The organism is Paracraurococcus lichenis (assembly GCF_030657435.1).
Classification (GTDB): Bacteria; Pseudomonadota; Alphaproteobacteria; order Acetobacterales; family Acetobacteraceae; genus Paracraurococcus; species Paracraurococcus lichenis.
Genome location: NZ_JAUTWS010000052.1, coordinates 23,274 through 37,060, shown reverse-complemented (window position 1 = coordinate 37,060; position 13,787 = coordinate 23,274). Strand labels below are relative to the sequence as shown.

11 protein-coding genes and 2 pseudogenes are annotated in these 13,787 nt (G+C 69.7%); 8 read left to right on the top strand and 5 right to left on the bottom strand.

Annotated elements, in window-relative coordinates; genetic code table 11:
* Positions 1-178 precede the first annotated feature (178 nt).
* Entirely contained in the window at positions 179-1,543 is a 1,365-nt protein-coding gene (locus Q7A36_RS30025) for an ISKra4 family transposase (protein ID WP_305107467.1), read from the top strand.
* 284 nt (positions 1,544-1,827) lie between these two features.
* Here the strand turns inward: Q7A36_RS30025 and Q7A36_RS30020 are convergent, their stop codons facing one another.
* A complete protein-coding gene (locus Q7A36_RS30020) occupies positions 1,828-2,910 on the bottom strand; it encodes a histidine kinase dimerization/phosphoacceptor domain -containing protein (RefSeq protein WP_305107466.1) in 1,083 nt (360 codons plus the stop codon).
* A 424-nt stretch (positions 2,911-3,334) separates the two neighbouring features.
* Between Q7A36_RS30020 and Q7A36_RS30015 the strand changes: the two genes are divergently transcribed.
* Positions 3,335-4,360, top strand: a complete 1,026-nt coding sequence (locus Q7A36_RS30015) for an IS110 family RNA-guided transposase (RefSeq protein WP_305107465.1) — start codon at positions 3,335-3,337, stop codon at positions 4,358-4,360.
* 407 nt (positions 4,361-4,767) lie between these two features.
* Positions 4,768-5,205 carry a hypothetical protein gene (locus tag Q7A36_RS30010; protein ID WP_305107464.1) on the top strand — a complete coding sequence of 146 codons (438 nt, stop codon included), beginning with the start codon at positions 4,768-4,770 and terminating at the stop codon, positions 5,203-5,205.
* A 2-nt stretch (positions 5,206-5,207) separates the two neighbouring features.
* On the opposite strand, the pseudogene tnpC reads toward Q7A36_RS30010, so the two are convergent.
* From tnpC to Q7A36_RS29990, 4 genes and pseudogenes are all read right to left on the bottom strand, one after another.
* A pseudogene (gene tnpC / locus Q7A36_RS30005) lies at positions 5,208-6,761 on the bottom strand (IS66 family transposase).
* A 58-nt stretch (positions 6,762-6,819) separates the two neighbouring features.
* Complete coding sequence (gene tnpB, locus Q7A36_RS30000; protein ID WP_305107463.1) at positions 6,820-7,164, bottom strand: IS66 family insertion sequence element accessory protein TnpB; 345 nt, start codon at positions 7,162-7,164, stop codon at positions 6,820-6,822.
* Positions 7,161-7,631, bottom strand: coding sequence for an IS66-like element accessory protein TnpA (gene tnpA, locus Q7A36_RS29995; protein ID WP_305107462.1), 471 nt, complete (start codon positions 7,629-7,631; stop codon positions 7,161-7,163). Before tnpA ends, tnpB begins: the two co-directional genes overlap by 4 nt.
* Before the next feature lie 76 nt (positions 7,632-7,707).
* A pseudogene (locus Q7A36_RS29990) lies at positions 7,708-7,923 on the bottom strand (IS5/IS1182 family transposase); the annotation flags it as partial.
* Between the two features lie 619 nt (positions 7,924-8,542).
* Here Q7A36_RS29990 and Q7A36_RS29985 point away from each other — a divergent pair.
* Genes Q7A36_RS29985 through Q7A36_RS29965 form a run of 5 tightly spaced genes read left to right on the top strand, consistent with a single transcriptional unit; the run spans position 8,543 to position 13,759 of the window.
* Positions 8,543-9,856, top strand: a complete 1,314-nt coding sequence (locus Q7A36_RS29985; RefSeq protein ID WP_305107461.1) for an NtaA/DmoA family FMN-dependent monooxygenase — start codon at positions 8,543-8,545, stop codon at positions 9,854-9,856.
* A gap of 19 nt (positions 9,857-9,875) precedes the next feature.
* Positions 9,876-10,976, top strand: coding sequence for an ABC transporter substrate-binding protein (locus tag Q7A36_RS29980; protein ID WP_305107460.1), 1,101 nt, complete (start codon positions 9,876-9,878; stop codon positions 10,974-10,976).
* 5 nt (positions 10,977-10,981) lie between these two features.
* A complete protein-coding gene (locus Q7A36_RS29975) occupies positions 10,982-12,088 on the top strand; it encodes an ABC transporter ATP-binding protein (RefSeq protein WP_305107459.1) in 1,107 nt (368 codons plus the stop codon).
* On the top strand, positions 12,081-12,977 hold the full coding sequence (locus Q7A36_RS29970) for an ABC transporter permease (protein WP_305107458.1): 897 nt from the start codon (positions 12,081-12,083) through the stop codon (positions 12,975-12,977). The genes Q7A36_RS29975 and Q7A36_RS29970 overlap by 8 nt, the downstream gene beginning before the upstream one ends.
* Positions 12,977-13,759 (top strand): ABC transporter permease, encoded by a 783-nt coding sequence (locus Q7A36_RS29965; RefSeq protein WP_305107457.1) that lies wholly within the window; start codon positions 12,977-12,979, stop codon positions 13,757-13,759. The genes Q7A36_RS29970 and Q7A36_RS29965 overlap by 1 nt, the downstream gene beginning before the upstream one ends.
* Positions 13,760-13,787 lie beyond the last annotated feature (28 nt).

The window sequence follows — 13,787 nt, the reverse complement described above, 5'->3', positions numbered from 1 at the left end:
ACCCGCGTGGCAGCAGGACGCGTTTCCGGGAACTCACGCAACGAGGGATCGTAGACGCCGGACTCCTCGAAAGGACGCAGATGGTCGTCCGGTATGAAGTGATAGGGGACTGCCGCGACTTTGGGGGTGCCAGCTGGAGGGGTATTGTCGGGCCTGTTCCCGTTGAGGTAGAGGCACCGTGGTCTGGATCGTGAAGCTGGTGAGCGTCGGAGCCGCGGGCGAAGAGCACAGCACCGAGGTCATGCAGATCGCCAGACCCGGCGATCTCACCGATCTGGCCAGCCTGGGTCTGACTCTGGCCGAGGGCAAGCAGCTCCTGGCTGGTGTGCAGCAGGATATCGTCGCCTCTCAAGCCCGGGTCCATGCCCTGCGCCGTCCGGCATGCCGCGGCTGTGGTGATGTGTGCCGCGTCAAGGACTACCGCCAGCACGCGATGGCCACACTGTTCGGCCAGGTCACGGTCCGGCTGCCCCGTCTTTGCTGCGCCAGCTGCGGTATCACCGAGACCGGCCTGGCATGGCCGCGGCACATCCGCTCGACCCCAGAGCTGGATCGGCTGCGGGCGCAGCTCTCGGCGCTGATGCCGTACCGGGCCGCGGCCGAGGTGCTGGCGCAGATGCTGCCGGTGGACGCCGGCGCAGATCCCGAGACCCTACGCCGTCACACCTTCAAGGTGGCTGAGCGCCTGCCTATGCCGGCGACAGCCAAACCAGCCACGCCTGCCGCAGCGATCGTAGTGACCTTGGATTCGACCTTCATCCGGAGCTGTGAAGAAGGTGAGCGGCACCTGGAGGTTCGCATCGGCAATGTCGAGACCACAACCGGCGGGCGACAGGTCTTCGGCGCTGTCGCCAAGACTGACACCGACCCTGCGGCGCTGATCCGCCGCGGTCTCGATGCGGTGGGGCGCACCAAGGGTACGGTGCTGACGGCGTTCACCGACGGCTGTCCCGGTCTACGGCGCATTCTGCTCGACGCTGGCGTCGCCGAGCGTCCGATCCTCGACTGGTTCCATGTCGCCATGCGGCTGCAGCACCTGACCCAGATCGCCGGAGCTCTGGCGTCCGACGATCCGGAGCGCGCGGTGGCCAAGGCGGTGATCGTCGAGGAAGTCGAGCGCCTGCGCTGGCGGCTGTGGCACGGCAAGGCCAAGGACGCGAAGCTCAGCCTCAATCGCATTCGTGCTGTCATGCACCACTTTCGGGGCGAGCCTGGCGGCCGCAAGGCCCTCGCACCCTCGCGCAAGCTCTGGACCGCGCTGCAGGCACTGGACCGCTACCTCGTCGGGCAGAGCGATCGGCTGGTCAACTACGGCGCGCGGCATCGGGCGGGGCTGCGGGTCGGCACGGCGCTGACCGAGGGCACGGCCAACTTCCTGGTGAACCGCCGGATGGCCAAGTCGCAGCAGATGCGCTGGTCTCGGCGCGGCGCCGATCGGCTGCTGCAGGTTCGCTGCGCCGTCTACAACGGCACGCTCGGCACCGGCTTCGGGCAGCGCTTCTACCCCGCCAATGACGCACTCCCGGTTGCCGCCGCAGCGTGACCCCCAAGTCTGCGGCGGTCCCCCAGCTGGCCACTTGGTCACGCTCGACGCCCTGCACTGCCAGAGGAAACCTTCGACCTTGCCGCAAAGGCCGGAGCCGACCTGATCATACAGGTCAAGGACAACCAGCCCACCCTGCATCAGCAGGCCAAGGATCTCTGCGCCATAAAGTCGAATTACAAAGCGCATAGGTATAGCGGCAGCGACTGCGTGGTGCATACCGAGTGCGGGCCTGCCGTGGCGTCCAGCGCCGTTCATGCAATCTGCCGAGGGATACGGGGCATTCAGCGCGACGAGGGATCGTTCGCTGGGGCCAAATCGGCCCCTGGAAAACGCAGACTGGTGACGGTGCCCGCGCCGGGGCCGGACCATGTCGTGCAGCGGCCGCCGAGCTGCTTGCTAAGCCCATCAATGAGGCGACGACCAAGCCCGCCGGGCCGGCTTGCCGAAGGCCGCGTCAGGCCGACGCCGTCATCCGAGATCATCAATACGAAGTCCTGCTCCTCGCGGTAGAAGCGGATCGTAATCGTGCCCTGGCGATCGCCGGGAAAGGCGTGCTTCAGCGCATTCGTTGCCAACTCGTTCACTATAAGCCCGACCAGGCCAGCCCGGTCGAGGGTCAAGGGCCAGGCCTCGACTTCCACGTCGAGGGTGACTGGCTGCAGCCCTTGCAGCCCGCGCCTCAGGTCGTCAGCAAAATCAGACAGGAAAGTCTGGCTGTCGACTACCATCGCTCGGTCCGACCGAGCCAGCCTGTCGTGGGTGCGCGCGACTGTCTCCACCCGCTCCTTCGCACTCTGCAGTGCGGCCGCCGCTTCCGGCTGTGCGGACCGGGCTTGCAACGCCAGAAGGCTTGAGAGCCGCTGCAAGTCATTTTTCATGCGGTGTTCGAGTTCCACCAACAGAAGCTCCCTCTCGCGCTCGCCCGCTTCGGCCGCGGCGCGCGCCGCCTCGGCATCAATCCGGGCACGTGAGGCTTCCTGATAGGCGTCATGCAGAGCTTCCACGATGAACACCAAGGACAACACAACGCCGAAGTCCACGGCGGAACTGGCGACAATGGCCTGGAGCGGCGGCGCGGGCGAATGAGGGATGAAGAAGCACAGCGTCGCGGCGAGACTGATCAGGCCTGCAAGGATTCCCGCATCCCACCCGAACAGGATCGCGCAGAGCACCACGAAGGGGAGGAACGGGGCGAAGGGCGTGCCCGGGCCGAAGCCGAAAACTTGGTAGCGCAGGGCCGCACCACAGGAGGCGATAATCAGTGTTCCAAGCAGCCTGAGCGGCCAAGCGGCATGGCGTGCCTCTGCTGTCGCATCGAAGAAGTTTCGAAGCGTGTGGTGAGCGGAACTGCCGCTGAAATGCATGGCCAGGATACTCCCGCACGCCGGCGTGGATGTGGAACGGTGTCATCACACGTTCGTGTAAGTCCTCCATACACGAACCCGAGCGGGCAGGGTCAGAAATTACCTTGCAGATACTGTCTGTTGCAGTTCGCGCCCAAGAGCCCGTTGCTGAATGGCCGTGAGCTGCCGTTTGAAGCGGTTCAGTACTGCGGGTAGATGCCGTTCGCGTGCTGCAGATGGCCTGCTGCTCGGTCCTGCGGCCGCTCGAGTACCACGCTTTGGCTGTTCAGGCGCGGTGGACAGTCTCGTCCGGCACCTCGGCCAGCATTCGGCCACCACCTATGCGGCCGAGACTGCCCTGGCGGCATCGTGATGGTGTGGACGCCCCCCGACGGCATCGATGTACCAAGGTGGAGGTGTTGAGCAACCACCAGGGGAGGCGTCCATGGGAGAGGCTAGCACGATCGGGCTCGACATTGCGAAGAACGTCTTCCAGGCGCACGGCGCCGATGCGGCCGGTCACGTGGTGTTCCGCAAGCGCCTGGTGCGAGCCAAGGTGCTCGAGTTTTTCGCGCGGCAGGCACCGTGTATCGTGGCGCTGGAGGCCTGTGGCGGCGCGCACTACTGGGCACGGGAGATCGGCAAGCTGGGCCATACGGTGCGACTGATCCCGCCGGCCTACGTCAAGCCCTTTGTCAAGCGGCAGAAGAACGACGCGGCGGATGCCGAGGCGATCTGCGAAGCGGCGCAGCGACCGGGCATGCGCTTCGTGCCGGTGAAGACCGAGACGCAGCAAGCGAACGCTCTGGTGTTCCGGACCCGCGACTTGCTGGTGCGGCAGCGGACGCAGTGCATCAACGCGCTGCGCGGGCACCTGACCGAGTATGGTCATGTCGTGCCGAAGGGGACCGATCACGTTGACCAGCTGGTTGCTCTGGTCAAGGACGAGACATCGTCAGTGCCGAAGGCTGCACGAGGCATCCTGCAGGTGCTGATCGACAGCATCGAGGCGCTCGGGAAGCAGATCGACGACCTCGATGCTGAGATTGGCCGGCGCGCGAAGGACGACCCCGTCGCACGGCGGCTCATGACGATCCCGGGTATCGGCCCGATCGCGGCGACCGCGATCGTCGCTCTGGTGCCAGCACCGGAGGGCTTCCGGGCCGGGCGGGACTTCGCGGCCTGGCTTGGGCTGACCCCGCTGCAGAGATCAACCGGCGGCAAGCGAAAGCTCGGGGCCATCTCGAAGATGGGCGAGCGGACCATCCGACGCCTGCTCATCCTGGGCGCCAGCGCGGTGGTGCGCTGGGCCGTTCACCGCGGGGCAGCGCCGGGCTCCTGGCTGGCCCAGATGCTCGCGCGCAAGCCGCGCATGCTGGTCACCACCGCGCTGGCCAACAAGACGGCCCGCATCGTCTGGGCCCTGCTGGTGAAGGGCGGGACGTACAAGGCTCCGGCCGTGGCGGCGTAGGCCCGCCACGGCCATAGAGGCGTAGGGCGAGCGAACGGAGGACATGGCGCAACAGTCGGCGAGACGGGATCGGGACAACCAGTGTGCAACACCGTACCTCGAGTACGCCATCTTGATCTGGACCTGATCCGCGAACTCCCATGCAGGCCGGCGGTCCATGGCCGCGAGAGAGGCCGGACAGATGGCAGCATCCGACTACGCGTCACCGCACTCCTGCAGTTTTCCCTTGCCCAGAAGGGGGCGTCCACAGATGTTGCATGGGTCGGCGGTCTGGTCGCATTGCTCCCAGCCCACGCTCGAGATGTACGCGTCGCGGCGATCCCACCCCACGGGGGTGTTGACAGGTTGCTGCCTGGGCCGGCGACGCCGCGGTAGGCTGCTGCCGGTTGGGTGGGGATGGATCCGGCATGGCAGATGTGGACGGACTGCAGGAGCGGTTGCGCAAGATCGAGGCGCTGATGGCAGGCGCCGGCACGCGGGGCGAGCGCGACGCGGCCGGCGCGGCACTGGAGCGGGTCAAGGCGCGGCTGGCGGAGCAGGTACGGCGGGACCCGCCGGTCGAGCTCCAATTCTCCATGCCGGATGGCTGGTCACGCCAGCTCTTCGTGGCGCTGTGTCGCCGCTATGGCCTGCGACCGTACCGGTATCCGCGACAGAAACGCACGACGGTGATGGTGCGTGTTCCGCGCGGGTTCAACGATACCGTGCTCTGGCCGGAGTTCCTCGAGCTCGACCGTGCGCTGAGCGCCCACCTGCAGAGCGTGACGACGCGCATCATCCACGACGCGATCCACGCCGACACAAGCGAGGTGGAGGAGGTGCAGGCCTCGCTGCCCGGCGTGTAGTGCTACGCCGCCTGCGCGCCCTGCGCGCCCTGGGCCTCGCGCCAGGACCAGGGCAGCAGGGTGTGCAGCGCCTTGCTGCTGACCTCGCCGCGGACCATGCGCTCCAGCACGCTGGTGAGCCAGGCCTGCGGGTTGACGCTGTTCAGGATGGCAGTGCGGACCAGGGTGGTGGCGATCGCCCAGTTGTCGCCCCCGCCCTCGCTGCCGGCGAAGAGTGCCGCGCGACGCGTCTTGGCCACCGGCCGGATCTCCCGCTCGACCGTGTTCGAATCCATCTCCAGTTGGCCGTCCTCGAGGTAGCGGCAGAGCCCCTCCCAGTGACGCAGGCCATAGCGGATGGCGCCGGCCAGGGCCGAACCCTGGCTGACCTGGTCCAGCTGCGCCTCCAGCCAGGGGCGCAGGGCCTGGACCAACGGCGCACTGCGGGCCTGGCGCTCTGCCCGCCGCACCTCGGGCGGCTGGCGGCGGATCTCGCGCTCGATGCCGTACAGCGCGCCGATGCGCAGCAGGGCCTCGGCCGCGATCGGCGAGCCGTTATGGGCGTGGATCTTGTGAAAGCGCCGGCGCAGGTGCGCCCAGCAGAAGGCGAGCGTGACCGCGCCGTCCCGGCGCCGGGCGGTGAGCGTGCGGAAGCCGCGATAGCCGTCCACCTGCAGGGTGCCGCGGAACCCGGCGAGGTGGGCGGCCGGCCGGGCCGCCTTGCGGTCGCGGGCATAGACATAGGCCACCGCCGGCGGGCCCCGTCCGAGCGAGGCGCGGTCGTCGGCCGCGTAGCACCAGAGCCGGCCCTCGCGCGTACGGCCGAGGCCTCGCTCCAGGGTGGGCAGCGGCGTGTCGTCGGCGAACACCCGGGCATGCCCGACCACGTGGGCGAGGACGAGGTCGCGCAGCGGCCGCAGCCACCAGCAGGCCTGGCCGGCCCAGTCGCACAGCGTGGCACGGTCGAGCTGGATGCCCTACCGGGCCAGGATCTGGCATTGTCGGTGGAGCGGGATGCCGTCGCCGTACTTGGCCACCAGCACCTGTGCCAGCAGCGCCTCGGTGGGCAGGCCGCCAGTGACGACGCGCGCCGGCGCCGGCTGCTGGTGTACCCCGTCCTCGCACCGCCGGCAGGCATAGCGGGGCCGGATGGTCACCAACACCCGGAGCTGGGCAGGCACGACATCGAGCCGTTCTCCCCGGTCCTCGCCTATCCGCCGCATCTCCTCGCGGCAGCACGGGCAGCGGCGGTCGGCAAGGTCCAGCACCTGCTCGATCCGTTCGAGATGTGTCGGCAGCCGGCCGCGGTTGCGACGGCGCTCGGAGCGCGGCTTGTGGTCACGTGGCGGCTGATTGTCGTTGCTCGCCGGTGGCGGCGGCGGCGCCCCGCTGAGCGCCAGGGCCAGTTGGCCGGGGTCGACGCGCTCGGCGCTCTGGCCGAAGCGAGCTCGGCGCAGATCGTGGATGATCTGCTCCAGCGCCGCGATGCGCGCCTCGGCCGCGGCGAGCGCGGCCCGCAGCTCGGCGACGTCGCCGCCGGCATCACCACCGGTGCTTTTGGCATGATTCTCGGGCACGACGGAATCGTTGCCGACCTGCCCGCGTCGGACCAAGCGAAAGCAGCACGCCGCGGCATCACGCTGCCGTAGGTCGCCACTCCCGCTGTACGGTCCGCCACTCCAGGCCCTCCAGCAGCAAAGAGGCCTGCGCGGGCGACAGCGTGACGGAGCCGGTCGAGGTCATGGGCCAGGGGAAATGCCCGTGCTCGAGCCGCCGCACCAGCAGGCTCAGCGCGATCCCGTCATGCCAGAGCGCCTTGAGAAGCCGACCCCTGCGGCCCCGGAAGAGGTAGACCGCGCCGTCGAACGGATTGGCGCCGAGCGACTGCTGCACCAGCGTGGACAGCCGGTCCATCCCGCTCCGCATGTCGGTCACGCCGCAGGCCAGGTAGACCCGCGTGCCGGGAGGTGGCCCGATCATCGCGCCCGCACCGCCGACAGCACGCGCCGCAGCGCTGCCTCGTCCACATCCCGCCCGACCCGCACCGTCGCGCCGCAGGGCAGGGCAACCTCGATCAGTCCTGCATCGCTGCCGTCGGCCTCGGCCGGCACCTCCGGTACCGGCGCAGCCGGCTCCGGTTCTGCCATCGCCGGAGGAGACGCTATGGTCACCTGTGCGAAGGCGGGCGCCGGCACCGGCATGGCGCCGAGCTCGCCCTGCCGCATCTGCCTGCGCCAGGTGTAGATCAGACCCGTGCCGACGCCCCACCGCCGCGCCACTTCGGTCACCAGCGCCCCGGGCTGCATCGCCTCCAGCACGATCAGGCGTTTCTGCTCGTCCGACCAGATCCGGCGCCGCTCGCCGCGGGTCACCACCTCCACCACCTCGCTGCGAGTACTCGTACGTGCAGTCGTTTGAGTACTCCTGGCCTCCGCCTCCACCTCCATGCCCGCCTCCCTCAGCCAGAGACCGACGACACGGCCCTAATGCCCAGGGGTTTCGCTAGGTGGGGCGGACACGACGCGTACGGGCGGTGGTGATGGCCAGATCGGAATAGCAGGGCTGCCCGCCTGGAGTGGTGCGCGGCGCCGCGTGCCAGGCCTCGATGGCCTCAGCCGTGAACCAGACGGTGAGGCTGCCGCGAGCGCGCAGGCCGGCGTCGTAATCGGCCCAGTTCTTTACCCGGTGCTGCTGAGCTGGAATATGGTGTCGCCGGTCGGCGTTGCCCTTGAACGGCATGGTGGCCCTCCCTCGAACGAGGGCTCGCCCCCACCCGAGCCTACCCGACGCCGCTCGATCCGACGATCCCTGCACCAACATGCCCGCCGGAATCGACGGAGATGCGGGTGCGCATGCATTCCTCCGCGGCCCGGCCTTCGGCCAGGGCTGCCGGGCAAGCGTACTGCAAGTCCTATGCCGAGCAGGACGCCGTTGCCCGGCAGTGCGGGATTCCGTGCGGCATGCGGCGTCGGATGCCGGACGGTCTGGCACGGGGCGCGCTGCGGGGGCCGGCGCCGGCCCGGCCGGCACCCCGCCCAGCCGCATCGCGAGGACCGCCGCGCCCGAATGCCCGGAGGTTGGACAGCCTTCCCGCGAACAGCGCGGAAACTGATCATCCGCCGCACCAGCCCGTGGCCGGCGACACCGGCTCAACCGCCGGGTTCCCGGCGGCCTATCCCGGACCGGGTGCCTTCAAGCGGCGGGCTCTGCTGTACGGTGGCTGTCATGGCCTCGCCCAGCGCCTTCCCGGGGGAATGGCACAGCGGTTGCTACGCTTGACCCGGCAGCGATCGGCAAGAACCATCCCATCCGGCCTGGCCGAGCCGATCTGGCGGCCGCGTGCATCGGGAGCCTGCGCATGCCGAAGCCCTTCCACCTCGCCTGGTTCCTGCAGGGCTCCTCGGTCCAGGCCTGGGGCGAGCCCTGGACCGGCCATATCGGCACGACCTGGGCGCGGCCGGAGCTGTTTCTCGACCTGGCCCGCGCGCTGGAGCGCGCCTGCTTCGACTACATCCTGCTCGAGGACAGCTCCTATGTCGGGGAGAGCTTCAATGGCTCGAACGAGGTCTACCTGAAGCATGGGTTGTCGGTGCCGCGGCAGGACCCGTCCGTGGTCGCGGCGCTGATGACGCAGGTGACCAGCCGCATCGGCATCGTGCCGACCTTCGGCACCTTCGCCTATCCGCCCTATCTCCTGGCGCGGCTGGTGGCGACGCTGGACCAGGTCTCGGCCGGCCGCATCGGCTGGAACGCCGTCACCGGCAGCTCCGATTTCGCCGCCATGAATTTCGGCCTGAACGGCATGCCGGAGCACGACCTGCGCTACGACATGGCCGACGAGTACCTGGAGGTGGTCAAGCGCCTCTGGTCCTCGTGGGAGCCGGGCGCCATCGTTGCCGACCGCCAGGGCGGCGTGCTGGTGGACCACACGAAGGTGCACCGGGTGAACCACGAGGGCCGGTTCTTCAAGACCCGCGGGCCGCTGAACTCGGGTCCGGCGCCGCAGGGCCAGCCGGTGATCGCCCAGGCCGGCGGATCCCCGCGCGGCCGCCGCTTCGCCGCCGCCCATGCCGACACCATCGTGGTCAACGCCAAGGGCATCGAGGCGATGCGCGCCTACCGCGACGACATCCGCGGCATGATGGCCGCGTGCGGGCGGAACCCGGACCACTGCAAGGTGCTGTTCCTGGTCAACCCCATCGTCGGCGAAACGACGGAGGAGGCGCAGGCGCGGAAGGCCGCGCGCCAGGCGCGGGCCGAGTCGACGCTGGTCCAGCGGCTGGCGCATTTCGGCAAGGTGACCAACATCGATTTCGGCCGCTTGGACTTCGACAAGCCGCTGCCGGACGACGTCACCACCAACGGCCACCAGCAGAACCTGGAGCAGTTCCGCCGGCTCGCCGCCGGGCGCAGCATCCGCGAGACGATGGCCGACTACAACGCTGCCGCCCTGTCGGTGGAGCTGGTCGGCACCTGCGACGCCGTCGCCGCCCGGATGGGCGAAGTAATCGAGGAGGTCGGTGGCGACGGCTATCTCTTCTCCATGCCGAACGTGAACCGCCGGACGCTGGCCGAGATCGAGGACGGCCTAGTGCCCACGCTGCAGGATCGTGGCTTGGTCCGCGCCACCTACGAGCATGCGCAGTTCCGCGACAACCTGCTGGCCTTCTGACACCCATCGGAGGATCGCCATGACCGACCGCCCCGCCCTGCCGCGCCGCGCCGCGCTCGGCCTGACGCTTGCCGCGCCGTTCGTCCTCTCCGCCATGGCACGGGCCCAAGGGACGCTGCCCGAGCAGACCACCATCCCCGACCGGCTGAAGGGCAGCGGGGAGGTCCGGGTCGCCACCTATGGCGGCACGATGCAGGAGGCGCAGCGCGTCGCCTATTTCGAGCCCTTCGAGAAGCTCTCGGGGATCCGCGTCCGCCATTTCCCCGGTGCTGACGGCACCAAGGTCAAAGCCATGGTCGAGACCGGCAACGTCGAGTGGGACCTGGCGCAGCTCAGCCGCGGCACGGTGCTGAACCTGCAGAAGCGCGGCGACTATTTCGAGCCTATCGACTACGACATCATCGATTCCGGCGTGGGCGCGGAGTTCCGCTTCTCCCATGGGCTGGAGATGCTCGTCTGGGCGCAGGTGCTGGCCTACCGCACCGATGCGTTCAAGGGCGCCGTGCCGTCCGGCTGGGCGGATTTCTGGAACACCCGGAAATTCCCCGGCGACCGCGCGATGGTCGGCGCCACCGGCGGCAACGTGCCGGAGCTGGAATTCGCCCTGATGGCCGCTGGCGTGCCGGCGGACAAGGTCTATCCGATCGACATCGACAAGGCCTTCGCCAGCTACGACCGGATCAAGCGCGACGTGGTGAAGTGGTGGGACACCGGCGCGGTGCCCGTCCAGCTGCTGACCGACCGGGAGGTCACGATGGCCACGGTCTGGAATGGCCGGATGGCGGCGTTGCAGCAGGCCGGCGTGCCGGCGGCGGTAGCCTGGAACCAGGGCCTGCTGAAGCGCGATGCCTGGGCGATCCCGAAGGGCGCGCGGAACAGGGCGCAGGCCATGAAGCTTGTCGCCTACAGCACCATGGCGGTTCCGATGGCACGGCTGGCCATGCTGATCCCGTACGGCTCGGTCAATGCCGGCTCGACCGAATACCTGTCGAAGGAGCGGCTCGCCGTGCTGCCGAGCGCGCCGGAGATCAGCGCCCAGCTGCTGTCCTACGACTACATGTGGTGGGTGGAGAACCGCGATGTCGTGATCGATCGCTTCAACCGCTGGCTGCTGAGCTGACCGGGATGGACGGCGCCGTCCTTGCCCCGCCCGGCCTGCGCGCGCGGGGCGCCGCCGTCACGCTGCGCGATCTGGAGAAGCGCTACGGCCCGGTCGGCGCCGTCGCCGGCGTCTCCATTGACATCCGCGGCGGCGAGTTTCTCACGCTGCTCGGGCCCAGCGGGTCTGGCAAGACCACCACCCTGATGATGCTGGCCGGGTTCGAGACGCCGAACGCCGGCGACATCGCGATCGACGGCGCCTCGGTGGTCGACTTGCCGCCGCATCGCCGCAACATCGGCATGGTGTTCCAGAACTACGCGCTGTTCCCGCACCTGACGGTCGCCGAGAATATCGGCTTCCCGCTAAAGCAGCGCGGCGTGCCGAAGGCGGAGCGCGCGCGGCTGGTGGGGGAGGCGCTGGACCTGGTCCGGCTGCCGGGCTACGGCGCGCGCTATCCCCGCCAGCTCTCCGGCGGGCAGCAGCAGCGGGTGGCGCTCGCGCGGGCTATCGTTTTCCGGCCGCGGCTGCTGCTGATGGACGAGCCGCTGGGCGCGCTCGACAAGCAGCTGCGGGAGGCGCTGCAGATCGAGATGCGGCGGCTGCACGGCGAGCTCGGCATCACCTTCGTCTACGTCACCCATGACCAGGCAGAGGCGCTGACGATGTCCGACCGCATCGCGGTCATGAACGAGGGAAGGGTGGCGCAGCTCGGCACACCGGAGGCGCTGTACGACCGCCCGGCCAGCCGCTTCGTCGCCGGCTTCATCGGTGAGACCAACCTGCTGCCCGCCGTGCCGCGCGGCGCGCAGGACGGGCTGGGACTGGTCGAGGCGGCAGGCGCGCTGCTGCGCGTCGGCAGCACGCAGCCCGTGGGCCCCGCGATGCTGGCGGTGCGGCCGGAGCGGCTGCGCTTCGCCGGCAGCCCCGGGCCGGGCAGCGGCCCGGAGAACCGGCTGGCGGTCACCGTGACCGAGGCGGTCTTCCTGGGCGAGAGCCGCCGCTACCTGCTGGCCGCGTCGGATGGCACCCGGCTGGTCCTGAAGGAGCCTGCGGGCTCGGGCGCGCGGTCGCATGCGCCGGGCGAGGCGGCCGAGATCGTCTGGCTGGCCGAGGACGGCATCCTTGTCTGAGGCGGTCGCGGCCGGCGGGGTCCGGCCCGCCCTCGCGGCGTCCAGGCGTGGCGCGCCGGCCTGGCGCCGGGCGGGTTCCTGGCTGCTGGTGACACCGCTGGTCGCGACCATGCTGGCGCTCTACGCGCTGCCAGTGCTGGCGATGCTTTCGCGCAGCGTGCTGGACCCGGCTTTCACGCTCGCGCACTACGCGGCGCTGCCGCAGGACGCGGTGTTCCTGAAGGTCTTCGGCAATACCCTGCAGACCACCGTGACGGTGACGCTCTGGACCTTGATCCTGGGCTATCCGGTCTCGCTGGCCCTGGCGCGCGGCAATCGCCTGGCGCCGGTGATCCTGCTGTTCATCCTGCTGCCCTTCTGGACCAGCGTGCTGGTGCGGTCCTATGCCTGGATGGTGCTGCTCGGACGGCACGGCCTGGTGAACGAAGCGATGCTGGCGCTCGGCCTGATCGAACGCCCGATGCGCATCCTGAACACGCCGCTCGCCACCGGGATCGCCATGGTGCACATCCTGCTGCCCTACATGATCCTGCCGGTCGCCAATTCGCTCAGGCGGATCGACCCCGCGCTGCCGCGCGCCGCCGCCGGCCTCGGCGCCACGCCCTGGGGCGTCTTCCGGCAGGTCACCCTGCCACTGTCGATGCCCGGGGTCGCCGCCGGCGTGCTGCTGGTCTTCGTCCTCGCCCTCGGATTCTACATCACGCCGGCACTGGTGGGCGGACCGCGCGACATCACGCTGTCCATGCTGATCGCGCAGCGGGTGGACCAGCTGCACTGGGCCGAGGCCGCGACGCTGTCGGCCGTCCTGCTGGCGACCGCGCTGGCGATCATCGCCGCCTTCCAGCGCCTGTTCGGCGTGAAGGCGGAGTTCCGGGTGGACGGGCGCTGATGCGCTGGGCGGGCGCCGCGGTGGTCGGGCTGATCCTGCTCTACCTCGCGCTGCCGATCCTGGTGGTGGCGGTGGTCTCCTTCTCCTCCGGGACCTACCTTACCTTTCCGCCTCCGGGCTTCGGGCTGCGCTGGTACCAAGCCTATCTCGGCAACCGCGACTGGCTGGCGGCGACCTGGCTCAGCCTTTGGGTTGCGGCCGGGACCGTCGCGCTGTCGGTCGGGCTCGGCACGCCCGCGGCGCTCGGCCTCGCGCGGCTGCCGCGCGCCCCGCGGGCGCTGGCCACCGGCCTCGTGCTGTCGCCGCTTATCGTGCCGCACATCGTGGTGGCGATCGGAATCTACTACGCCTATGCGCGGGCCGGTCTCGTGGGTTCGCCCGCCGGCCTCATGCTGGCGCACACCTGCCTCGCGGTGCCCTTCGTCGTGACCAGCGTTTCCGCCAGCCTCGCCGGGCTGGACCCGCGGCTGGCCCAGGCGGCGGCGAGCCTGGGCGCCACGCCCTTCGGCACCTTCCGGCAGGTGACGCTGCCGCTGATCCGGCCGGGCATCCTGGTCGGGGCGCTGTTCGCATTCATCACCTCCTTCGACGAGCTGATCGTCACGCTCTTCGTCTCGGGATCGGGCGCCGTGACGCTGCCGCGGCGGATGTGGGACGACGTGCGATTTGCGATCGACCCGACCCTGGCGGCGGTCTCGACGCTGACCGTGGCGCTGACGGCGGCGCTGATGATGGCGATCCACATCCTGCGGCGGCGGGCCGAGCGCTTGCGCGCGGCCTGACGGAATAGCGCCGCGGCGCCCAGCCTGC